This window comes from Streptomyces sp. NPDC050161, from assembly GCF_044460025.1.
Classification (GTDB): Bacteria; Actinomycetota; Actinomycetes; order Streptomycetales; family Streptomycetaceae; genus Streptomyces.
The window spans coordinates 106,009-127,468 of record NZ_JBITJM010000017.1; the positions used below are offsets into that span (position 1 = coordinate 106,009).

The 21,460-nt window shown below is 72.1% G+C and carries 24 protein-coding genes and 1 pseudogene; all 25 read right to left on the reverse strand.

What is annotated here, in order from left to right; translation table 11 throughout:
* Positions 1-44 precede the first annotated feature (44 nt).
* Complete coding sequence (locus ACIBK8_RS25580) at positions 45-1,127, reverse strand: DnaB-like helicase N-terminal domain-containing protein (RefSeq protein WP_399044271.1); 1,083 nt, start codon at positions 1,125-1,127, stop codon at positions 45-47.
* Between the two features lie 41 nt (positions 1,128-1,168).
* The gene (locus ACIBK8_RS25585; protein ID WP_399044195.1) at positions 1,169-2,320 is read right to left on the reverse strand and encodes a DNA cytosine methyltransferase; all 1,152 of its coding nucleotides are present in this window, start codon (positions 2,318-2,320) and stop codon (positions 1,169-1,171) included.
* Positions 2,317-3,141, reverse strand: coding sequence for a hypothetical protein (locus ACIBK8_RS25590; protein WP_399044272.1), 825 nt, complete (start codon positions 3,139-3,141; stop codon positions 2,317-2,319). Before ACIBK8_RS25590 ends, ACIBK8_RS25585 begins: the two co-directional genes overlap by 4 nt.
* A 672-nt stretch (positions 3,142-3,813) precedes the next feature.
* Entirely contained in the window at positions 3,814-4,413 is a 600-nt protein-coding gene (locus ACIBK8_RS25595) for a hypothetical protein (protein WP_399044196.1), read from the reverse strand.
* Positions 4,414-4,427: 14 nt separating this feature from the next.
* Positions 4,428-5,186, reverse strand: coding sequence for a hypothetical protein (locus tag ACIBK8_RS25600; RefSeq protein ID WP_399044197.1), 759 nt, complete (start codon positions 5,184-5,186; stop codon positions 4,428-4,430).
* Positions 5,183-5,662 (reverse strand): hypothetical protein, encoded by a 480-nt coding sequence (locus tag ACIBK8_RS25605; protein WP_399044198.1) that lies wholly within the window; start codon positions 5,660-5,662, stop codon positions 5,183-5,185. The genes ACIBK8_RS25600 and ACIBK8_RS25605 overlap by 4 nt, the downstream gene beginning before the upstream one ends.
* Positions 5,663-5,696: 34 nt before the next feature.
* Positions 5,697-6,509, reverse strand: a complete 813-nt coding sequence (trpA, locus tag ACIBK8_RS25610; protein WP_399044199.1) for a tryptophan synthase subunit alpha — start codon at positions 6,507-6,509, stop codon at positions 5,697-5,699.
* Between the two features lie 51 nt (positions 6,510-6,560).
* A complete protein-coding gene (locus ACIBK8_RS25615) occupies positions 6,561-7,499 on the reverse strand; it encodes a hypothetical protein (RefSeq protein ID WP_399044200.1) in 939 nt (312 codons plus the stop codon).
* A 112-nt stretch (positions 7,500-7,611) separates the two neighbouring features.
* Positions 7,612-8,403 carry a hypothetical protein gene (locus ACIBK8_RS25620; RefSeq protein WP_399044201.1) on the reverse strand — a complete coding sequence of 264 codons (792 nt, stop codon included), beginning with the start codon at positions 8,401-8,403 and terminating at the stop codon, positions 7,612-7,614.
* 317 nt (positions 8,404-8,720) lie between these two features.
* A complete protein-coding gene (locus ACIBK8_RS25625) occupies positions 8,721-10,511 on the reverse strand; it encodes a type IV secretory system conjugative DNA transfer family protein (protein ID WP_399044202.1) in 1,791 nt (596 codons plus the stop codon).
* 140 nt (positions 10,512-10,651) lie between these two features.
* The gene (locus tag ACIBK8_RS25630) at positions 10,652-11,443 is read right to left on the reverse strand and encodes a DUF317 domain-containing protein (RefSeq protein ID WP_399044203.1); all 792 of its coding nucleotides are present in this window, start codon (positions 11,441-11,443) and stop codon (positions 10,652-10,654) included.
* A gap of 44 nt (positions 11,444-11,487) precedes the next feature.
* Positions 11,488-12,279: a DUF317 domain-containing protein gene (locus tag ACIBK8_RS25635; RefSeq protein WP_399044204.1), complete on the reverse strand. Its 792-nt coding sequence runs from the start codon at positions 12,277-12,279 to the stop codon at positions 11,488-11,490.
* 240 nt (positions 12,280-12,519) lie between these two features.
* A complete protein-coding gene (locus tag ACIBK8_RS25640) occupies positions 12,520-12,906 on the reverse strand; it encodes a hypothetical protein (protein ID WP_399044205.1) in 387 nt (128 codons plus the stop codon).
* Positions 12,907-12,952: 46 nt separating this feature from the next.
* Complete coding sequence (locus ACIBK8_RS25645) at positions 12,953-13,618, reverse strand: hypothetical protein (protein ID WP_399044206.1); 666 nt, start codon at positions 13,616-13,618, stop codon at positions 12,953-12,955.
* Between the two features lie 197 nt (positions 13,619-13,815).
* Positions 13,816-14,136: pseudogene (locus tag ACIBK8_RS25650) on the reverse strand (DUF317 domain-containing protein); the annotation flags it as partial.
* On the reverse strand, positions 14,133-14,708 hold the full coding sequence (locus tag ACIBK8_RS25655) for a hypothetical protein (RefSeq protein ID WP_399044207.1): 576 nt from the start codon (positions 14,706-14,708) through the stop codon (positions 14,133-14,135). The gene ACIBK8_RS25655 and the pseudogene ACIBK8_RS25650, both read right to left, overlap by 4 nt.
* Before the next feature lie 18 nt (positions 14,709-14,726).
* Positions 14,727-15,557, reverse strand: coding sequence for a DUF317 domain-containing protein (locus tag ACIBK8_RS25660; RefSeq protein WP_399044208.1), 831 nt, complete (start codon positions 15,555-15,557; stop codon positions 14,727-14,729).
* Between the two features lie 80 nt (positions 15,558-15,637).
* Complete coding sequence (locus ACIBK8_RS25665; protein ID WP_399044209.1) at positions 15,638-16,468, reverse strand: DUF317 domain-containing protein; 831 nt, start codon at positions 16,466-16,468, stop codon at positions 15,638-15,640.
* A 122-nt stretch (positions 16,469-16,590) separates the two neighbouring features.
* On the reverse strand, positions 16,591-17,394 hold the full coding sequence (locus ACIBK8_RS25670; protein ID WP_399044210.1) for a DUF317 domain-containing protein: 804 nt from the start codon (positions 17,392-17,394) through the stop codon (positions 16,591-16,593).
* Positions 17,391-18,191, reverse strand: coding sequence for a DUF317 domain-containing protein (locus ACIBK8_RS25675; protein WP_399044211.1), 801 nt, complete (start codon positions 18,189-18,191; stop codon positions 17,391-17,393). Before ACIBK8_RS25675 ends, ACIBK8_RS25670 begins: the two co-directional genes overlap by 4 nt.
* Positions 18,188-18,577 (reverse strand): hypothetical protein, encoded by a 390-nt coding sequence (locus ACIBK8_RS25680; RefSeq protein WP_399044212.1) that lies wholly within the window; start codon positions 18,575-18,577, stop codon positions 18,188-18,190. The genes ACIBK8_RS25675 and ACIBK8_RS25680 overlap by 4 nt, the downstream gene beginning before the upstream one ends.
* 275 nt (positions 18,578-18,852) lie before the next feature.
* On the reverse strand, positions 18,853-19,284 hold the full coding sequence (locus tag ACIBK8_RS25685) for a hypothetical protein (protein ID WP_399044213.1): 432 nt from the start codon (positions 19,282-19,284) through the stop codon (positions 18,853-18,855).
* Between the two features lie 24 nt (positions 19,285-19,308).
* The gene (locus ACIBK8_RS25690) at positions 19,309-19,971 is read right to left on the reverse strand and encodes a hypothetical protein (protein ID WP_399044214.1); all 663 of its coding nucleotides are present in this window, start codon (positions 19,969-19,971) and stop codon (positions 19,309-19,311) included.
* Positions 19,968-20,717: a hypothetical protein gene (locus tag ACIBK8_RS25695; RefSeq protein WP_399044215.1), complete on the reverse strand. Its 750-nt coding sequence runs from the start codon at positions 20,715-20,717 to the stop codon at positions 19,968-19,970. Before ACIBK8_RS25695 ends, ACIBK8_RS25690 begins: the two co-directional genes overlap by 4 nt.
* 25 nt (positions 20,718-20,742) lie before the next feature.
* Positions 20,743-21,438, reverse strand: a complete 696-nt coding sequence (locus ACIBK8_RS25700) for a hypothetical protein (RefSeq protein WP_399044216.1) — start codon at positions 21,436-21,438, stop codon at positions 20,743-20,745.
* Between the last annotated feature and the right edge of the window lie 22 nt (positions 21,439-21,460).

The window sequence follows — 21,460 nt, forward strand, 5'->3', positions numbered from 1 at the left end:
CAGGGGGCTGGTGCCGTGTAGCAGGGCGGCCGGAGGGTGAGGGGTCAGCGGACAGCGCGAGCTGCGGGAGAAGGCGGGGTGGGGCGACCGGGGCCGGCGCGCGCGGCGCCCGGCGTCCGCGCATCGCGGCGTCCGGCCGGCTGTGCGGGGCCGGGGGCAGTGCGCTGCCAGCGGGCGCGGACGGCGTTCAGGTCGGCGAGCGCGCGACGCGCGCCGGTGATGAGCTGGTGCGCCGTGTTGGCGGGGTCGTCGGTGAACGCGCGGATGTGCAGTGCGACGGCGTGAGCCCGGGAGAGCAGCGCGCGCGTGAGGATCCGCTCGCCCCAGTACTCGCTCGTCCCGGCCGGAGCCGAGACGAGCGCGAGCAGGTCGCCCGGGACGATGCCCTGGGTGAGCAGGCCGCGGTGCTGCGCCTCCCACAGCACGGTGACGGGATCGACGGCATCCCCGCGGTGCGCCAGCGCGGTCAGGCACTGGAACAGGGCGCCGTGCAGGGGCAGGGCGAAGTCGTCGGGGTGCAGCCACCGCATCGCGGGCAGTTCGGAGGGGTGCGCTGTGGCGGTTGCCAGCAGGAGTCGCTCTTCCTCCAGGGCGTCCTCGTCCGCGGCGGGCTGCGGGGGCTGGGGGGCTGGGGTGCGCGGGAGGGAGCCGGGATGCGGCGCGAACTGCCGGGCCAGTTGTTCCAGGTGCCGGGCGGTGGCGTCGACCTGGGCGAGGGTCGCGGCGGCCGGGTTCGGGCCGGCGGTGTCGGTCGCGCGCTGGGCGAGGCGGTCGGCGTGCTCGCGCAGGGTGCGGCGGGCGTGGTCGGCGCGGATCATCTGCGCGTACGCCGCCGCGTGGCCGGGCCGGGGACAGAACTGGATGAGGGTATGCAGGTAGGAGGCGGTCAGGCCGGGTGCTTCGGGACGGGCCCGGTCCAGTACGGCGTCGAGCCAGGTCGTGCTCGTGCGGTGCTGGTCGGGGTCGGGGAGCGGAAGTGTGCGGATGGCGGCGAACAGGGCACCGTGCGCGTGGTTGTCGAAGCTGTCGGGCTCCAGCGGGCCGAGGGTGGTGCGGTGGCGGGGGTCGAGCAGGAGCGCGCCGAGGAGGGCCTGCTCGGCGTAGTGCACCGGCTGCGGGACCGGCACGAAGTCCAAGTCCTCTTCCCCGGCTGGGTTCGTGGGGGGCATCAGGCCGCCAGGGTGAAGTCGTCGGGCGTGAGTTGCTTGCCGAGGTGCGGGGCCAGCAGATGCGCGGCGAGAAGGGGTGGCACGGCGTTGCCGATCTGCGAGAACTGCTGGCTCTTGTTCCCGCTCCACGGGTAATCAGCGGGGAAGGTCTGCAACAGGCCGGCTTCCCGGGCGGTGATCCGGATCGGCTCCGGAGAGGGGAGCGCCTGCCCGGGGCCGTCGGTGGCGGGTTCGGCGATCCACTGGCACTCATTGGCGCGGTGGCCGAAGAAGAGCGTCCCGGCAGGTTCCTGAACCGAGCGGATGGTGGCGTTGGCCTGGTTGTTGCTGCGCAGGGACCACGACCACCCCGCCCGGGGTGTCCAGGCGCCTCGGTCGCGGGCATCGGAGAGGGTCTTGCGCGAGCCGCTGGGGAACGGTTCCGGCCCTCCGCCGGGCCCGCCGCCGGCGCACACGGTCGGCACGGGACGGTCGGTGGCGCCCCAGCCCAGCGCTGTAGCCATGGACACCCACCGCTCGCGTCCCGGCCCGAACAGGCTCTCCGGTTCGGCGTTTTGGGCGTGGGTGGGCGGCGGCGGCCCGGCGGTGCGGGTGCGGGAGGCGATCAGGATCGCCCGCCGACGGGTCTGCGGCACTCCGTAGTCGGCGGCGTTCAAGATCCCTGTCCACACGCTGTAGCCCCAGGTGCGAAGGACGGCGGCGTACTGGTGCCACAGCGGCAGCACGTCGGGCACCTCCTCCATGACGACCCAGCCGGGCTCGCCAACGGAGTTGAGAGCGTGCAGGTACCGCATCGGCTCGGCCGCGAGGAGTGAACGCTCGTCGCGGCAGTAGGCGAGCAGCTGCGCGCGGGTGTCGCGGCCCTGGGAGAGGGCGGCGACGGCTTGGTGGACGAGCGGCTGGTCGAGGAGCCCGAGCCGTTTGCCGGCTCTGCTCCACGCCTGGCACGGAGGGCTAGCAATCAGCCCTTCCACCCAGCCGAGGAATGGCCACAGCGGGTAGCGCGCGACATCGGTACGAATGGTCACCAGTCCTGCTGCGGCACGCGTTTTGCAGGCCCACTCATCCCATTCCAGACCCACATCGTGCCCACCGAGAACCGTCAGAGCATGGCTCCAGCCACCCGGACCCGCGAATAGATCAAGAATCAAGCTGACAACCCGAATTCGCCTTGCGAGCGTTCTGTGTCCGACCCGCGGCAGGCCCAGGGCGAGCAGCCGTCAACTACGCCCTGCTCCCACTCCTCCGCGCCCGCCGCGTTCTCGAACTTCTCCTGACGGGCGGCCCATTCCGCGGCGGTCACATGGTCGATCGGGGCCTCGGACAGCGGCACGCGGGAGCGGTGGAGATACGCCTGGCCCAGGAGCTTGTTTCCGGTCGCACTGGCGCGCGCGTTCCCCTGGCGGATGGCGGCGTCGAAGCGAACGACGTCATCCCATTCAGCGGGAGGGGTGTCGGCCAGCCCCAGCGACGTCAGGTAGCGCACGCAGTCGGCCCGGGACCAGTCCATGTCGACGATCAGCGGATGCCGGTTGCGCATGTACCTGACGTCGGCGTCCTTGGCCCGGTGGAATTCATCCGTCGAGATCCCGACCCACTGCTCGACAAAAGCACCCTTCGGAATCCGCGCCGGATACGGATATCCGAGGAGCTCTCGGACCTTCTTCTTGATTGGCTTAATTTTAAATTCGCCCGTGCATTGCCGCCGGGTCATTCCGGGCTTGCCGTCCTTGTTGAGGATGTAGAGCGGCATGGAGGCGAACCGGTGATCCGGATCCAGGGCGTCATTGCGGATGTTGCCGGTGGAGACCCGGTGGACGGGTATTCCTGCAGGTTCGGCTATCTCCTTCTCCAGGCGGTCGAGGTGGTCGTAGACGGCCTGCGGCTCCCATCCGGTGTCCGCGAAAATGGCGTGGTCAACCTTGGGGAGAATTCCTTGCGCGGACAGAGCCAGGAGGGTGCTGGACTGAATTCCGGCGCCGAGTGAAAGAATTCGGAGGTGGGGTGTAGAAATGTCAGTTCCTGATTCGGTGAGGGGTGGGTCAGCGCCGGGAAGGCCCGGCGGCCGGCGGCGCAGGGCGCGGGGCGGGCCCGCCGGCGGCCACAGGAGAGGTGCGCGGGGCGGGCCGGGCGAGGTCGCGGCATGCCGGGGCGAGGCCGGCGGCCAGCTGGCGGGTGGAGGCCGCGGCGTCCGCGAGCAGCCGGGCGGTGCGCTCGGGGGTGTCGGGACTCCGCTGCGCCCACAGTGCTGCGCGGTCCAGGAGGGCGCCGAGGTCGGGGAGTTGGGCGAGGGCGGCTTCGAGGACGGCTTGCCGCTCGTCCCCGTCGAGCGCCTCGTAGGACCTGTCGGCGAGTTCTCGCAGGGTCGCGGGGGCGGGCTGGGGAGCGAGGGGCAGGCCGTAGAGGTCGGCGTGGACCCAGGAAGCGATCCGGTGCAGGGGAGCGCCGGAGGACCGGTACCCGTGCTCGGCTGCGGATGAGGGGCGGACGTTGAGTGTGACGGTGATGTCGCGGATGGGGATGCCGCCGGAGATACCGCCGGAGATGCGGTTGGCGAGGGCGCGTGCGACGTCGTCGACGGTGGGCTGGCCCGCCGTAGGGGGCTGGGGGTGATCAGTGGTCAGAGGGGCCTTCTTCGGTTCGGCTAACGGCTGCGGCCCTGGGGCTGCGGCGCGCCGGGCGGCAGTGGGGCGGGCGCGGGCGTCGATCGCGGCGCGGGTGGGATGGCGTCAGGCGTGGCGATGCCAAGGGAGAAGGTGCTCCGGAGTTGGCCGCGGTACCACAGGCGGCTTTCGGCGCGGAGGACGGAATCCAGGTCGTCCCGCTCACTGCTGGATGCGGGCAGTTCATAACCGGTGGGCGTCGTCGGACGGAAGCCGCTGCGTTCGAGCTCCTCCCGTGCCAGTGCCGTGGAAGCGCTGGCCGTGAAGCGCCGGCCGGAGAGGTCGAAGCGGGCGCCGACCGGCGCGAAGCGTGACCGTCCCCGGGCGAGGGCGCGGAAGTCGACGACGTCCGGTGTCTCTGCCTGCAGCCAGTGGAGCGCCGACTCGGAGCGGGAGGGCGGCCATGACGGCGGCGGTGGTGAAGGCAGGAGGTATACCGTGCGGCCCTGCTGCTCGCGGGCGGTGAACCCGCCCTTCACCAGGAGCGAGTGAGCACTCGCTATCCGGGCGTTGACGACGACAAAGGTGTGCATGCCTTCGGTCGAGCCGATGACCACGTCGTGATGGTCGATGACAGCCATGGTCCAATCCAGGGTCAGCGGCTTCGGGCGGCTGCGGGTGCTGCGGCGGGCAGGGGCCGGGGCGTGGTTGAGGGTGCGGTACCCGAGGCCGGAGGTAGGGCGATGGTGGTGGCGAGGGCGGTGGTGCCGGCCGGTGTGAGACGGACACGGTCTTGGAGCGGTCCGCCCGTGGAGGCGGCGGGCGCGGACTTCGGGGTGCGTGCGACGAGGTCTTTGGCTTCCAGGGACCGCAGCGTGCTGATCAGCACGCGGGCGTCGCGGTAGTGGACGTAGTGCCGTCCCTGGGAGCTGGTGGCCACGATGTGGCCGCGGGCGATCTCCTGCAGGGCGGTGTGCTCCGTGGCGGTCAGCTGCTCGTCCGGCACGCCGGCGGTTGTCCGGCGTCGGCGCCGGAGTTCTCCGGCGATGCGAGCGGCGCAGTCCACGGTGGCCTCGGGGGCCAGTGCGGTCAGATCACGGGCCATCTGGGGGTGGTGGTCCGTGGAGGCGGCGCTCAGGTAGCCGAGCTGCTTGAGGCGGGCGACGGTGTCCGTCAACTCGCCGCTCTCGTAGAGCCGCTGGTCGGCTATCGCCTTGATGACGGTGCGGGTTTCGGCTGCGAGTCGTCTGGCGGAGGCAACGTGGGCGTCGGGGCCGGGCGCGCCGGTGCTGAGGAGGACGTCGAGGGCGTCGTTGTGCTGCGTGTAATGGTCCGCGAGGAGCAGCAGTCTCTCGACGGGGGTCGGTGGGGCGGGAACCTCGAACAGCGGGGCCTCGGTGGGCGGTGTTGTCATGTATGACGGCGTGTGGTCGGGGCGGTGGCGGGCGCGGGGTTCGCCACACCCGGTGTGTCCGATGCGGGCGCCTGCTGGGGCTGGGTGGCGGTGAGCCAGGTGACGGTGTCTGCGCATGCGGCGGGGATGCGGCTCAGCAGTTCAGCGGCGGCGTGGGCGGACTGCCGCGGCGAGGGGCCGACCTTGACGACGGGGCCGGCGGTGGCCGTTGCGGCTCGGAGCTGGTTCTCGGTGCCGCGGGCGATGGCCCCTGTCAGCTCTGCGGTGACGTCCTGGGCGGCCTTCGAGATCGTGGCGAGGTTCGCGCTCACGTGGAGCCCGTCGGTGGTGTGCGCCGCCGGTTGCATCGTGGCGTGCAGGTACAGGGAGAGGGCCTGCTGGCTGATGTCCTGCGCCGTGGCGATCTGCACGATCTCCGTGTGCGGGGAGTTGCTGGCCTTCGTGAGAAGGGAACGGCGCAGATCAACGGCTCGCACAGACAGTTCTTTGACGTATTCGGCGGTGTCGGTGTCAGACGTGGTGTGCTCCTGCGTTGGAGGTATGGAGGGCGTCGGCGAACTCAGCTACCAGGGACGGGACTTGGGCCGGTGTGGCGGTGAGGGCGCGGACGATGGGGGTGCCGATGACGACGGCGTCCACGTGCGGTGCGACGACGGCGGCGAGGCGGGGGCTGGAGATGCCGACGCCCGAGACGACCGGCAGCGCGCTCGCGGCGCGCAGGCGCCGCGTGAACTCGGCCAGCGAGGGGGTGTCGAGGGGGCCCCGGTATCCGGTACGTGCGGTGGCGGCGGGTGCGTAGAGCCAGCCGGACGCCTGGCCGGCCAGGCGTCGCAGGTGCGTGTCGGGGAGGTCGCGGGGCACGAGGCGGGGTGTGGTGAGGCCGGCTGCCGCTGCGGTGCGGTGCCAGGCGTCAGCGTCTTCGGCAGGCAGGTCCACGACCATGATCCCGCTGGCTCCGGCCGCTGCGCACGCCGCAGCCAGGGCCTCGGGGCCGTGCTGTTGGACCGTCGACCAGTAGCTCATGACGACCACCGGTGCCCGCAGGGCGGCGTGCTCGACGACCTGCGTCACGTCGGCCATGGTCGTCCCTCGGCGAAGGGCTTGGCGGTAGGCGGCGGTGATGACGGGACCGTCGAGCGCCGGCGCGGCGTGCGGGATGCCGATTTCGAGCAGGTCGGCTCCGTGGTCGGCGAGGGCGTCGAGGATGCGGCGTTGCGCCGAGAGGCCGTGGAGGCCGGCGGGCACGAACACCCCGAGGGCGGGCCTCGGTTGGGTGAGCAGATCGTCGAGCGCCAGGGCGGCGGCGGGAGCAGGCTGGGACATAGGGGCTTTCAGGCGAGTTGGTGCGGTGCTGTCGGCGCTGGACGTTTCGTGTCAGCGGCGGCGTGAGGCTGGCGGTGTGGCGAGAGCGGGCCGTGCGGCGGCCTTCGTGCTGAGGGGAGCCAGCGGAGGCCGGCTGACGGCCGCTGCTGCCAGCGCCCGGTGGCCGGCAGGGGAGAGGTGGAGCCGATATCGGCCCGGGGCATCGGGGCGCTGCCTCGACCACAGGAGATTTCTCGATGCGAGGGCATGGATGGTGGCGATGGGCGCACGGCCTTCCCGGCTGTTGGCGTACTTCTTGCCGGCCTCGTCGAAGACGTAGATCTCCCCCCGGGCGATGGCCCTCAGCGCGGCGTGCTGGGCAGGCGGCAGAGCAGGACGGTGCTGCGAGGTAGCGGTGGCATGGCCCTGGCGGTGCAGCTCTGCTGCGAGGGACTCGGCGGTCTCCGCGCATGCCCTGGGGGCGAGCGCGGTCAGGTCACGTGCTGTCCGGAGTTGGTTGCCCGCGTCCGTAAGAACATCCTGGTAGGAGCCGTGCGCGGCGTCGTCGCCGGTGGCTTCGGCGCGGGCGGCGCTGATGGTGTCCATGGCATCGATGAGGTGGTCGGCGGCAGCTACCGCCAGGGACGCGATCTGGATGAGGCGCATCTCCGCATCGCGTACACCGGTGCTGCGGTGGAGCCCCTGTTCCCTGACGGCGTCGAGGGCATCGAGGGCGTCGAGGGTGTTGCTGGCAAGGAGTTGGGTGAAGGGAATGTGGTCCAACAGGCGCTTCGTCGGCTTCGGACCGCTGAGGGGCAAAGCGGCGAGGGCGTCGTTGTGGCGGGTGAACGCACTTGCGAGGACGAACAGGCGCTCGGGCAGGGAGGGAAGGAGGTCGTCGGGCATCAGAGGCGGCTTTCGGCGGGACAGGCAGAGGCGGCGGCCCGGGGCGGCGTTGCCGAGCTGCGCGAAGGCGTAGTGGGCGTGTGGGCTGGCGGCGGCGCCGTGCACGGAGTGATCGGCGCGTCGTCGAGTGACGCGCGATGTGGTGCCCGCCGGTCGAGGCCGGCCGTGGCGAGGTGGCGCGGGGAGACCAGCACACGATCGGTCGGTGCGAAGTCCGCTACTTCCGCCGCCTGTTGGTGGCCCCGTTCGCCGGGGTGGGCGGCGGCGGAGGGGCTGCCGGGCCCGTACGCGACGTGTGGTGGGCGAGGGCGCGGTGGCCTTCGGCGGTGATGGTGATCTGCTGGCCGTGGTGGAGCATGGTGCTGGTGTCCTGATGGACCAGGCCGAGCTCGGCGAGAGCTTCGATGGTCTCGACCGTGACGCGGGTGTCGCCCTGGGTGGTGATCCGGACGTCGCGCCCGCGGTGGGTGAGGTGCATCTCCGCCCCCGCGGCCAGGGCCTGCAGGGCGGCGTACTGCTCGGCGGTCAGGCGCGGCGGGGCTGCGGGCGCGAATATGGCGAGGTGCAGGTCGATCTTGTCGGCGAGGCGGGAGCACTCGGCAGCACCGCGGTCGAGCCGGCCGCCGGCAAGGCGGAGAATCTGCATGAGTTCGGCGTGCGCGGCCTGGTGGTCGACGTCCCTGTCGTGGGCCGCGTCGTAGGCGTTGGCATGCAGCGCGCGCCCGAGGTTGGTGCCGGCGGCGGAGGCGGAGACGACGACGGAGGCCAGCGCCTCCAGGTCGCCGCGGCTGCCCGGCACGGTCGTGTACGGGGTCTCGGTGAGCGCTGCGAGCTGGGTAACGGCCTGCGAGGCCAGGTACTGGGTCTGCAGGATCAGGGCACCGATCTGGTGCAGGGCGTCGGTGCCGGGCGTGTAGCGCAGGTCGCGGACCTGGGCGCGTACACCCGTGAACTCCTCGGCGAGGTGGCGAAGTTGCGCGGCCTGGTGGGGCAGGGTGAATTCGGGCATGGGGGATGGGGCTCCGGAAGGGGGGAGGTTGGGGCGGCAAGCGGTCAGCGGCGCATGCCGGCTCTGCTGGTCTGGGCGGGGTGCCGGGGTGGTGCGGCCGGAGGCAATGCGCTGCTCCTGGTCTTCTCGCTCCGGGAGCATGGCGACGTTCACCGACCAGTTGCCGGGCGGCTGCGGCGGCGACCTCACCGAGGGGATGCCCGGGGCGCGGGAGAGGCGGCGGAAGCCGGGGACGCGGGTGAAGCCGTCCTGGTGTTGCAGGCGGGAGGGGGAGCGGTGGCCGGCCAGGCGGTATCAGGGGACGCTTACGGTTCTTGTCACGCGGCCTTGGTGAAGTCGGACTTCTTCGGCGCGCTCTTGGCCACGGCGCGCTCGGTGATGCCCTGGGAGGCACGGTGGGAGGCGGCGGACAGTTCGTCGGCGCCGGGCTCCAGGTACCAGGGGCGCAGGTCGAGCATCGCGGCGCGCAAGCCGGTGGCGAGGCACAAGGCGGTGCCCTTGGGCAGGGCGCGGATGGCGTCGGCGGCCAGGATCCGCTCCTGCCGCATCGACACGCTCGTGGACTTCCCGGAGTCGGAGTGTGAGGTGGAGGTGGTCTCCACGTCGTGGTCACCGATGAGCCGGCTGAGTTTGTCGGCGAAGTCCGGGTCGTCGATGCCGGATCCGATGACCTTGATGGTGGAGGCGGACCACAGGGAGTCCATGCCGGCGTCACCCCACACTCGCTGCCCCTGGCGGTAGGACTGCAGGATCGTGATGGGGATGATGCCGCGCGAGCCGAGGTGCGAGTAGAGGTCCGGCAGATCACTGATCTTGCAGACGTTGGCGGCTTCGTCCAGGATCGCGAGCATCGGCGGGTCGAGGCGCCCGCCGGCGCGTTCGGCCTGGGCGGTCGCGGCGCGCATCACGGAGTCCGCGCACGCCGCGATCAGCGCGGAGGCGCCGCCTCCGCCGTCCTTCGACAGCAGGTACAGCGTGTCCTTGCTGGTGACGAACTCTCCCGGCCGGAACTCGGACACGCCTTCTTGCGGGGTGACCCAGGCGGCGATTTCGGAGTTGAGGAGGGCGGCGGCGTACTGGCGGGCGGTTTCGTAGATGCCGTCCCTGGTTTCCGGGGGGCCTTCGACGGTGCCCTTGAGCTGGGCGGCGACGGCGGCGAAACCGTGGTCGCGGAGGATGTCGAGGGGGGCGCGGTCGGCGGGGAAGGCCAGCCAGGCCATGACGTCGGTGATGGGCCGCTCGGCCAGGGCAGCGGCCAGGAACAACTGGCTGAGGATGTTGGATCCGGCCTTGGACCAGAAGTCGCCCTGCTGCGAGGCGTCCACGGACGCGGCGAGGAAGTGCCCGGCCAGGCGGTTGGCTCCGTCCAGGGTTTTGGCGGTGGCGAGCGGGTTCCACCACATCTCCCGGGCGGCGTGGGCGATCTGCTGCGGGTCCATCGACCACGTCCGCCCCACCGCCGCGCGCGCGTCGATGCTGGTGGTGTAGGCGTCGCCCGCCGCCTTATTACTGGTGAGTAGGACGGGTCCGGGGGCGCTGAGGATGGAGGGGATCGCCAGCGAGGTGGTTTTGCCGGACCGGGGGGCCATGATCGCGACGGCCACGTCCTCGTATCCCATCCGGGCCTCGTGACGGGTGCCCTGCAGGTTGCCGAGGAGCACGCCGGTGTCCTTGGCGTCGAGGGACTTGGCGTCCTTCAGGCTCGGCCGCAGGCTGCGGGCCTTTGCGGCGGTGGCCTTGGCGAGCAGCGGCTCGACGTCCTTGTGTTTCGCCATCCCGGCGACCCGCTTCTTGTGGCCGCCGGTGTTCTTGCGCCGCGACCAGAGCAGCGCGGCGCCGAGGGCGAGGGCGGTCAGCACGGCGATCGGGACGATGCGCGCACCGATCAGCAGGGACGTTTCCGTGGCGTTGGGCCAGAGCCGTTCGGGGTGGAGCAGGGCGCCGGCGGGCTGGTAGGGGGCGGCGGGGCCGGTGCCGGTGAGCCAGGCGGCCGTGTTCCCGCCGAGCCAGGCGAGGTTGGACAGCGGGACGAAGACGATCAGGGCGCCGAGCAGGACGCGGAAGGCTATGTCGTAGCCGTCGGTGGATTTCGGGGAGGAGTCGGGCAAGAGGGCGGTTCCAGGGATGTCGGGGTCAGCGTGTGCGACGCGGCGGGGAGGCGGGGAGCGTGCGCGGCGGTGGCGCCGGAGTGACCGGGCGTCGCGAGGCGAGGGCTCGGACGCGGTCTTCCAGGCCGCGGGCCATGCGGTCAGCGGGTGCGCCGCGGCGGCGGCACGTTCGGCGACCGCGGAGCGGGGGCCGGACGGCTGCTCCGGTCGGCGAGGGCCTTGACGCGGCGCTCCAGCGCGAACGCCACTTCGTCGGGCGGAAGTTGGCGGTAGCTGAGCTGGATGTTGCGCCTGCCGTAGGCGGAGACGCGCAGGGGGTGGGGATCCCGGGACAGCGGGGTCTGGTCGGACAGTGCCCGGGTGAACGCGGCCACCAGATGAGGAGGTGTCTCACCGCTGAAGTACGCCCGCCAGATCTGCCCCTCGGGGTCCTCGCTGATCGCGGCCTTGACGAACCAGCAGTCGGTCGCGCCGTGGACGAAGTGCTCGACGTGGGCGATGCCGTCCGGGGAGGCGAGCCCTCCGTCATCGCGGCCCTCGCCCCAGCCGGCCTGCCGGAGCGGCTCATACGGGTCGGGTGCGGGTGCCGTTGCGGGGGCTGGGTCGGTGAGCGCGTCGGTGACGGCAGCGATGATCTCCACCGGCGTGCGGGCGCCGAAACTCGCCGACCAGGCCCGCTGGCCGCCGACGGGAGCGTGCTGGAGGACCCACCACGGCCCGTCGGGTGTGGGGTCCAGGCGCAGCACAGCCTTCTGGTCGGGGCTGGAGAGGATCACGCGGGGCATCAGCGGATCATGGCCGTGGCTCCAGCCGCAGGCGCGGTGCAGGGGGACGGTGACCCACGCGGGGTCGCCGCCGCCGGCCAGGTGGCGCGGCGTGACCAGCACCTGCTGGATGGAGTCGTTGTCGGGTGTGGAGGGGGAGTTGGGCACGGATACGGTTCCGGAAGTCGTCGGCGGGTGTGGACGGCGGCCGGTCAGCGGGCGCGGCGGGGTGGGGATGTCCGGGGCGGCTGGGGCGCGGCGGGTGGCTGCTGGGAGCTGCGGCGGGCGCGGCGCGCGGTGTTGCGTGCGGCGGCGACGCGGGCCTCGATCCGGCGGTCGGCGCGCTCCCAGGCACTGTCGGTGGTCACGAGTCCTTCGCAGCCGAAGGGCAGATCGCTCAGTTCGCGGGCCACGGGCGCCGGGTCGGCTGCCGCGGTGGTCAGTGCGTGGATCAGGTGGGGCGGCGTCCGGTTGCCGATGTACGCCTGCCACAGGCGGCGCCCGCCGAACGCGGGGATGACCGTCTCCACCCACCAGTCGTCAGCGATGTCGTCCGCATGGTGTTGCACCTGGCAGGTGCCGTCCGGCGACGTCGCGGTGGGATGCGGGTCCTCGGTCAGGGACCACCCGGCCTGGGCCAGTGGTGAGAAGGGGTCGGATGCCGGCTCGTGGTCCGGGGCGGGGGCGGCGAGGGCGTCTGCGTAGGCGGCGATGATCTCCACCGGGGTGTGACCGTCGAACGCGGCCTGCCAGGACGGCCCGGTCGTGGGGCGGCCGTAGAGCTTCCACCACCTGTGGCGCGGGTGGGGGGCGAGGCTGAGTTCTGCCGTCCGGTCGGGACTGGTGAGCTGGACGCGGGGCACCAGCGGGTCGGCGCTGCTCTTCCAGCCCAGTCCGCGCCGCAGCGGGGCGGTGACGTAGCGGGGGTCGCCGCCGCCGGCGAGATGACGCGGCGCGATCAGGACGCGCTGGACGTAGTCGTCCGGCCCGTGGCGGTCGGTCATCGTGCGCCCACCCGGGGGGTGCGGTGCGCGGTAGGGGCCGGGGCGCCGTCCTTTTGACGCGGGTGGCCGGCGAACTGCTGGTTGGCCACCGGCGTACGGATCCGAACGAGCGGAAGGTGATGGTGCGGGTGCATAACGCCCTTTGAACGGTGAGGAGTTACTGGAGCGCCGCTCGCGGATACTCAGGGCGGGGCGCAGGGCGCCTGCGGCGCCCCGGTTCAGTCAGCCGCTGCTGCTTCGTCACCTGCGTTGCCTGGTGACGAGGCCGGAGGCGGCCGGCTTGATCGCCGGAGCGTTCGCGGCGGCCGGGGTCCGGGCACGGCGATGCAGGCCGTCGGCATGCTCGTCCAGGTCGAGGGCGATGTCGTGCAGGCCGTTGGCGGCGCGTCCCAGGGCGAGGGGGATCTCCCGTGGGAGCGTGCCGTCCTCGGCGTGACGTCTGGCGCTGTACGAGCTGGTGGCCATGAGGGTGGTGATCTCGCCGAGGATGCCTTCCTCGGCGTCGATGACCCGGTTGATGATCTTGGTGCTCTCGGCAGGTGCTGCCTGGATGAGATGTTCGTTGAGCTGGGAGATCAGGCGGGCGATTTCGGCGGCGAGGCGTACGGGGTAGGTCGAGTCCGTCATGGGCGGCGTGGTCCTGTGAAGGATGGAGTGGGTCATCAGGGGCGGGTCACCGTCTCCGTGGAGCGGGCGAAGCGGTGGAGGGTGCGGCTGCGGGGGCCTGGCTCGGTGTGGCCTTCGGTGCCGGAGACGTGGTGGCCGCCAGGTCGCGGATGCGCTGGATCCGCCAGAATTGGCTCTCGACGGTGCGGGTGGCGTCCTGCAGCCGCTCGGCGGCCGAGGGGCTCAGGCCGGCGGCCTCCAGACGCTGCGTCCAGGGCACCCAGGTGGCGATGAGAACCCGCACCGTCTTATGGAGCAGGCCGTCATGGGTGGCTGCGATCTCGGTCAGCACCGCCGCGACCTCGCGTTCGTCGGCTGCTGCGCCGGCGCGTTCGGCGAGCTGGTCGAGGTAGCGGAGAGCTGCTTCGCGGTCGCCGCCGGGCGCGTGGAGCGTGTTCAGCGAGGGGTCGAGGTGCACGCTGAATCCGGCGACGGTCAGGGCGTGGGCGGCGGCGGTGGCGCCCTGGCGCTGCTGGTCGACGGGCAGGTTGTGCGGCTGGCGGTGGTAGGGGCCGCGCAGCCCCGAGTCCGGGACGAAGTGGCCGGTGGTCTGCAAGATCCCGGCTGCCTGGCCGGTGCCGCCGATGGCCACGACGAGCTGGGTGCGCGGATCCCGGCTGATGGTGACGTAGTCCAGCTGGTTGAAGGCCGGTTCCTCGTCGATGCGGGTCATCGCGTACGTCCCTGGGGTGCGGTGGTCACGGCCGTTCGTGGCGCGGGCGTGGTGTCTTTGGCGGCGCCGAGGAGGGCGGCGGCGCGGTGAGCGGCTTGGATGCGGTACTCCAGTTGGGTTTGGGGTTGCAGGTCGTTGGTGGTGGTGTGCATGAGGTGGCGGGAGTGCACCGGGAGGGCGGCCGGGTGTCGCAGGAGGGGGGCTGGGTCGGTGAGCGCGTCGGTGACGGCAGCGATGATCTCCACCGGCGTGCGGGCGCCGAAACTCGCCGACCAGGCCCGCTGGTCGCTGACGGGAGCGTGCTGGAGGATCCACCACGGCCCGTCGGGTGTGGGGTCCAGGCGCAGCACAGCCTTCTGGTCGGGGCTGGAGAGGATCACGCGGGGCATCAGCGGATCATGGCCGTGGCTCCAGCCGCAGGCGCGGTGCAGGGGGACGGTGACCTACGCGGGGTCGCCGCCGCCGGCCAGGTAGCGGGGGGCGACCAGTGCCACGTCGATGTCGTGGGTCACGGTCACCTCCGTACCGGGGCAGGCGGCTGCACGGCGACGGGCGTCGGCGGCCGGGTCGTCAGAGGGGAGGGGGCCAGGTGGGCTGCCCGGTTGATCTCTGCGATGGCGTCGCCCGCCGACGCCCACGTCGACAGGTGCTGCCAGGCTGAGGCGTTGCGCTCCGCGCGTGCCGCGTCGTAGGCCGGGGTGCCCGGCCGCGCCGACGGCGCGAGCTCGTCACGGGTGGCCGTCCATTCCTCCTGCAGTGCGTCGAGCTGGTCGAGGGCATGGGAGAGGTCGCCGACCTGCCAGACCCACCGCGACTGGACACCTCGGGAGGGGAGTTGCTGTATCTGTGCATCAGCGGTCGCCAGGAGGCCGGCGGCAGCGCGGCGCACACGGTTGAAAGCGCGCCAGGAGTCGGCGTTTCGCTTGTCGGCGCGCAGGTTGTAGGCGTGTTCGTCGTGGGGGAGGTCGTCCAGGTCGGCGTGCTCGTCGTGGTAGGCGTCCCAGTCGGCGTCGATCCGGTGGTGCTCCTGGATGAAGGCGGCGAGCTGTGCCAGCTGCTGCTGGTGGATTTCGGTGGGGGAGGAGGGCATGGAGGTCTTTCGGGTGGACTACCGGCTGCGCGTGGCGACCGTGTGGGGGGATGCGGGGGCGGGCGCCGGGGATGCTCGGGTACGGCGGCGTGCGGCGAGGGCCTGGCTGCGGATCGTGTGCAGGCGGGTGGTGTGGGCCTCGACGACCTGCTCCGGCGTGAGGTCGCTGCGTTCCTGGGTGACGGTGTGGTGGCCGGTGTGGTCGTCCAGGGCGCGCTGGACGGGCTCGGTGGTGGCCAGGGCGGCGGCGAAGCCGGCGACGAGAGCGGCAGGCGTGCTGTCCATGATCCAGGCGTGCCAGACCGGCGGGCCCTCGCGCGGTGTGCCGGAAGCTTCCACGCGCCAGACGAAATAGTCGAAGTACCCAGCATCGAGAGGCTGTTGGAAGACGCGCACCAGCTGGTCGGGCGAATGCGCCTGGCGGGTTCCGTCGTCGCGCTGTGTCCACGTCCAGCCTGCGCCGGCCAGGACGGTCTGCAGGCCGGGAGCCTCCTCGGCGGTCGGTGCGGCGAGGGCGTCGGTCATCCCCGCCAGGATTTCTGCGGGGATCATCCGGCCGAACTCGGCGTGCCAGGAGGGCGTTTTGCCGCCGGGCGGGTTACCGATCAGCTGCCATGACGCCCCTTTGGACTGCGGGTCGATGGCCAGGGTGTGCTGCCGGCCAGGGCCGGCAAGGAGGACTTCCGTGCTCAGGGGGTCGGACAGGGCGGTCCAGTCGGCTGCGGCCAGGGCGTGGGTGACGTGGCGGGCATCGCCCGGACCGGCCAGGCAGCGCGGCGAGGTGTCGAACGGGATCGTCATTGCGTGGCGTTCGGCGTACGCGGCGAGCTGCTGCCCGGTTACCGGCATGCGGCGCCGTCCGAGCGGAACACGAGGGTGGGGTGGTGCACGACATCCTTCGAACGGTGGGGATCACTGGCCGGCGGGCGTCACCGGGCCCGTGCGGAGTCCGGGGAGCGGGCCGGTACGGCGGGGGTCGGCGCGGGGGTGGTGGCGAGCGTGCGGCGGCGTGCGGCGCGGGCCTTGCTGCGGATGGATTTCAGGCGGGCGACGTGGGCCTCGACGACCTGCTCGGGCACGAACGGGCTGCTCTCCTGGGTCACGTAAGCGCCGGTGCGGTCGAACTTGCCGCGCAGGACGGGCCCCGGGTCGATCAGCGCGGTCACGAAGGCGGCGACCGCGGGCGCGGGGGCGGTGTCTTCCAGCCAGGCGTCCCAGAGCAGTCCCCGCCCGTGAGGCCCGTCGAAGGCATCAACTCGCCAGACGGCCCTGCTGCCGTCGGCGCAGTGGCGCTGAGTTACGAGCAGCAGGTCGTCGGGGGAGACGGCTTGCCCGGTGCCGTCATCGTGGTGACTGCATGTCCACCCGGTTCCGGCGAGCTGCTCCCACACGCCGGGCGGCGCGTCCTTCGGCGGCAGGGCGATGAGAGCGTCGGTGAAGCCGGCGAGAATCTCGGCGGGGACCATTTCCCCGAACGCGGCGTACCAGTAGCCGCTCTCGGGAGAAGTCCCGCGCAGCCGCCACCATGCCGAGGTGCTGGTTTGCGGGTCGTACCAGAGGGAGAGGCGCCGGTCGGGGCTGATCATCCGGATTTGGGGGTCCAGGGGATCGGAGGGGGAGGTCCATCCGGCTTCGGCCAGGGCGTGGGTGACGTGGCGGGCATCGCCCGGACCGGCCAGGTAGCGCGGGCTGGTGTTGAGCGGGGTCGTCGTTGCGTGGCGTTCGGCGTATGCGGCGAGCTGCCGCTCACGTACCGGCACGGCGGGCCTCCTTCCCCGGCGGCACGGTGTTGACGGTGCGAACCGCTGGGAGGGGCGCGGGGGTTGGTGCGGTCATGAGGTCCTTGCGGGGCGGAGGTGAGGTGGTTCGCGCCGTGCTGCGGTCAGCGCCTCTTGCGGGCGGGTGTCGGCGCCGGCGCGGGGCGGTTGGCCGGGGCGGACGGTGAAGCGGTGCGGCGGGCGGAGTCGATGCGCTTCTGCCGCTGGCGTTCCTGCTCGGGCCGGTGGCTGCTGCGGGTGAGGGTGAGGTGGCCGACGGCGCGGAAGGGCAGACGGTTGTCGTAGCGGTGCAGCGGCGCTGGGTCGGTGAGTGCGGTGATGAATCCGCGCAGGGCGGCGTCGGGCGCGTTGCCGTCGATCGAGGCCCCCCACAGCCAGTGGCGGCGGCCGTCCGCGAGCGGCAGCTGGACGTCGGTCTGCCACCGCCAGGTGGGGGTGTCGGACAGGACACTGGCGCGGACCCGCGCGAGCACGGTGGTTTCGTCGGGGGAGAGCATGAACCGGTCCTGGTTGTGGAGCATCTGGGGCCAGCCGCGATCGACGGCCAGCTGCCACAGGTCACTGGTCTGCGACTCACCGGTGGGTGCCGGCGCCGTGCTGGTGAGGGCATCGGTGAATCCGGCGATGATCTCGACGGGGGTGTGGCCCCCGAAGTGGGCGGACCATCCCTGGGCGGTCTGGATGTGCCACCAGTCGGTGTGCGGGTCGGGGGACGCAGGGTCCAGGGTCAGGTAGAGCTGTCCGTTCGGGCTCTGCAGCAGGACAAACGGGGCGCTGGCGGCCGAGCGGTTGCTCCAGCCGGCGGCGAGCAGGTACTCGGTCACATGCCGTGGATCTCCGCCGCCTGCCAGCGGGCGCGGGGACACCTCGCACAGGTGCGGGGCGCGGGGGGTGGGTTCGTGGTTCACCGGGTCCGGCCTCCCTGCGCGGCGTAGGGCCGGCCGGCGGGGGCGGTTCGGGACCGGCTGGTGGCCCACGTGGTGCGGGCCCAGGCAGCGGCGCGGGCGGCACTGACGCGGCCCTGCTGCCAGGCGCGCAGTTGGGAGGGCCGCACGGACACGGACCGGGTGCGGATGCGCTGGCTGGGCGGGACGTGCCCGCGCGGGCGCATCACCGGTTCCGGGTCGGCCAGGGCAGCGGTGAACGCCTCGACGAGGTGCATCGGAGTGGTCTGGCTGAAGGTGGCGTTCCAGCCCTGGCCGTGTTCGTTGAGGGCGCCGGCCCACCAGTACGCCTGGCCGGGGCCGGTCTGATGGAACTGCAGCCAGGCGCCGCTTTCGGGACTGGTCGCGGTGAAGTGCTCTCCGTGGTGGGGGTGCCAGCGCTGTTCGCGCAGCGGCGCCCACGGGTTGGGGGCGTGGGCGGTGCGGGGCTGGGTGAGGGCGTCGGTGAGTCCGGCGACGATCTCCACCGGAGCCTGCCGTCCCAGGGAAGCCACCCAGGTCTCCTGCTGCGCGGTTGCTTCGCCGCGGATCGTCCAGCCGCCCGGCTGGGTGTAGGGGTCGTAGGAGACGCGCACGGAGCTGTCCGGGCTCGCGAAGGCTAGCGGACCGCCGGGCATCGACTGGTCCTTCCAGCCCGAGGCGCGCAGGAATTCGCTGACGTGCCGCAGGTCGCCGCCTCCGGCCAGGTGCCGCGGTTCGATCAGATAGTGCTGCTCAGCCTGGTCATTCGGGCTCGGGTCGGCCCATTGCTTCTTCTTCACCGGCGCCGCCTTGCGACCATGTCGCAGGCGGCCGGTTTGACCGCCGGGGCGCTCGTGGCGTCCGGGGGCCGGGCAAGGCGTTCGAGGTCTCCGGCGTGCTCGTCCAGGTCCAGGCTGATGTCGTGCAATTCGTTGGCGGCACGTCCCAGCGCGAGGCAGACCTCGGGCGGGAGGGCGCCGGCCTCGGCCTGGCGTTTCGCGAAGTGGGAGCCGGTGATCATCAGCTGGGTGACCTTGCCGAGAATGCCGTCCTCGGCGTCGAGGGCCCGGCCGAGGATCTCGGCGCTCTGGTCAGGTGCGGCCCGGTAGAGGTGCTCGTTGAGCTCGGCGGTGAGGCGGGCGATGTCATCGGCGAGGCGTAGGGGGTAGTGCGAGTAGTCCGTCATGATCCTTTGGATGGCGTGGGTGCGGCGCTGCGGCGGTGGCCGAGCCGACGGGATTCGTCGAGGACCGCATCGGGCCGGCCGGCGGCGAGCGGGAGGGCACGTTCGCTGCTGCCGACAGCGCAGGCACGCAGATAGCGGCGCAGGACGAAGACCGCCAGGCGGGGCTTGCGGGTGCGGGTGATCGGGGGCGGGACGTCGTGAGGTGCGGGGGCTACAAAAACTCCAGGAATGTGTGGATGGTGCGCCTGACCCGGCCGCGGGCCGGGCCAGTTGGTTCACAGGGCGCGACGTGGTGCTGAGGGGGCGGTGGAACCCGGAGTGGCGGGGGCGGGCTTCACCCCGGAGCGCGTCCCGGGGGCGGGCCCCAGCTCCCGTACCTGGCGCACTACCTGGTCCATCGCTTCTCGGTAGGCCGCGGCGTCGAACACATCGGGGGTGATGCCGGCGTCGAACCCGGCGAGGAACAGCGCGGGAACGGCACGGGAGGCCAGTTCCTTTTGCCCGCCCTCGTCGAGGTGGGCGGGGGCCTCGTGCCAGGTGTAGGCCGGCCCGGCGGTCTTCACCGTCCGGCGCTCCAGGCCGAGTTGGTCCAGCAGGGCGAGGAGTTCTTCCGGTGCGCCGGTGCGGGTGTCGGCGTGGACCGTGTTGCTGAGGGCTTTGTGGTAGATCTCGACGTCGGTGCCGGCGGCGTCGGCGCGGTTTCCCATAAGGGCTCCTTGCGGGTCGGGAGTTCATCGCCTCCGAGGCGGTGGCGGGGCGGCGGGGCCGGGCACAGCCGCTGCGGGCGCCTGCTCGGGCGCGGTCTTCGCCGCCGGGCGGGGCGGGGCGGCCTGGTCGCGGATGCCCCGGATCAGCTGGGAGGTTGCGGCCAGGGCCTGGGCGGTGTGCCTCAGCCGGTCCGGGAGCTCGCCGTCTCGACCGGCATTCTTCATGCGCTGGGCCCACGCGCTCTGGGTGACGACCAGGGTCGAGGTCAGGTTCGCCAGCGGCCCGCCGAGGGGGGTGGTGATCTCCGTCAGCAGTGCTGCAACCTCACGGTCATCGGCCGCCTGCTCGCCGCGTGCGGAGAGCCGATGGAAGTGACGTTGGGCGGCTAGGCGGTCGCCGTCCGGAACGAGGTCGTCGTCGAGGTGGACGCTGAACCCGGCGTGGCGGAGCGCCTCGGCAGCGTCGATGGCGCTCCAGCGTTGCTGGTTGGCGGGCAGGGAGTGCGGTAGGCGGTGGTAGAGGCCGTGCGGGCCGGGGGCCGGGATGAAGTCCCCGGCGCTCTGCAGAATTGCTGCTGCACGCTCGCCTCCGCCGATGGCGACGACGAGCTGGGTGTGCTGGTCCCGTGTGATGGTGATGTAGTTCTGAACGAAGAACTCAGGCTCTGCCTGGCCGGCTGCGGTCATCGGGTGCGCGAGGCAGACTGGGCGGCGCGTGGCGCGGGCGCGGCAGCCGTGGTCTCCAAGGCGGACCTGGGCGGCGAGCTGCGCACTGTCACGTCGGTGTTGAGATAGGCCAACCGCGCCTGGGCCTTTCGCACACACCGTGCTTGCTGTCCGGGATCGTCACCGGGCACGACGAACGCCATCTTGTGCGGATCCCACGTGAATCCGGCGCCGCGCAGGGCACGGTCCGTCTCCTGGCCGGTGCTCTGGGCGGCGAGCACCCCGTCGGCGAGGTACGTCATGACGACACGCTCGGCCTGCTCTGGGAGGTCGGCGTTGCGCTGGACCTTCGCCACGGCCTTGTCGTAGCGGGGAAGCAGGTCGACCGTGATGTCGTCGGCGGCGCGGAAGGGATCGTCGGGCACCAGGATGCCGTCCGGCTCGCGTACGCCCCGGAACGCTTCGGGGGTGAATCCGGCCGGGGCCATGGCGGCGACGAGGAACTCCTCTTCGGCGCCACGGCGGTTGGGGCGGCTGATGACGTAGAGGCGGGCGCCGTCCTCGCGGATCAGGAAGGCATCCTGGACGAGGACGTGTTCGGCGAGGGCTGCTGAGACGAGGTTCATGTCCCAGACGTCCTGGGCCGAGGCGAACAGGTCTTCAGGCGCGGAGTGTTGGTGGTGTTCGCAGGTCCACCGGCCGGGCAGTTCGTCGGCGAGGGTGGCGGCGAATGCCGCGAGATCGCGGGTGTCTTGGGGGTCGGGCATGGTTCCTCGGTGCAGGGGATGGAGTTCAGCGCCGGCGAGCGGACGCCGCCAGGGGCGGGCCGACGGGCTGGCGCGGTGGGGGCGGCGGACAGGCGCAGACGGCGGACTTTTCCCGTTCGTTGTCCGGGGTTTCGCCGCTGCACACGCTGCGCCGGGGGTGGGCTTCGTGCCGGTCGGCGAGAGCGTTGCGGGTATGACGCAGGTCGGAGGCGATGCTGCCGAGCCGCTCTTCCGCCAGGAACCGCAGGCGCTGGGCGGTGTGCGGGTCGGCGCCGTCTCCGAGGTCCTGGTGGAAGTCGGCTGCCGCATCGAGGACCACGGCGAGGGCGGCGAGGACGCCGTCGTGCGCGGCGGTCAGCTCGGTCAGGACGGCGGCGACGTCCTCCGTGGTCGTCGCCTCACGGATACGCTCGGCGAGGTGGGCGACCCTGGCGCCCAGCGGGAGGTAGTGCGCTTCGCGGCTGCTGGTCTCGAACTCGGCGGAGCAGTCGACCTGGTGGTTGATGGCGCGCAGGCGGGCGACCGCGAGGGTGGCCAGGCGGGTCTCCTCGGCCTCGTCGAGGCCGGTGGGCAGACGGTGGAAGTGCTCATGCACGCGGACGACGGGGACGAAGCCGGTGCGTTCCAGGATGCTGTGGGCCTGCGGATCGCCTCCGCGGGCGAGGACTTCGCCGGAGTGCTCGTCGCGCCTCAGGGTCAGTATGTGGTCGGCAGCTGCCAAGGAGAATCCTTTCTGCGGTTCG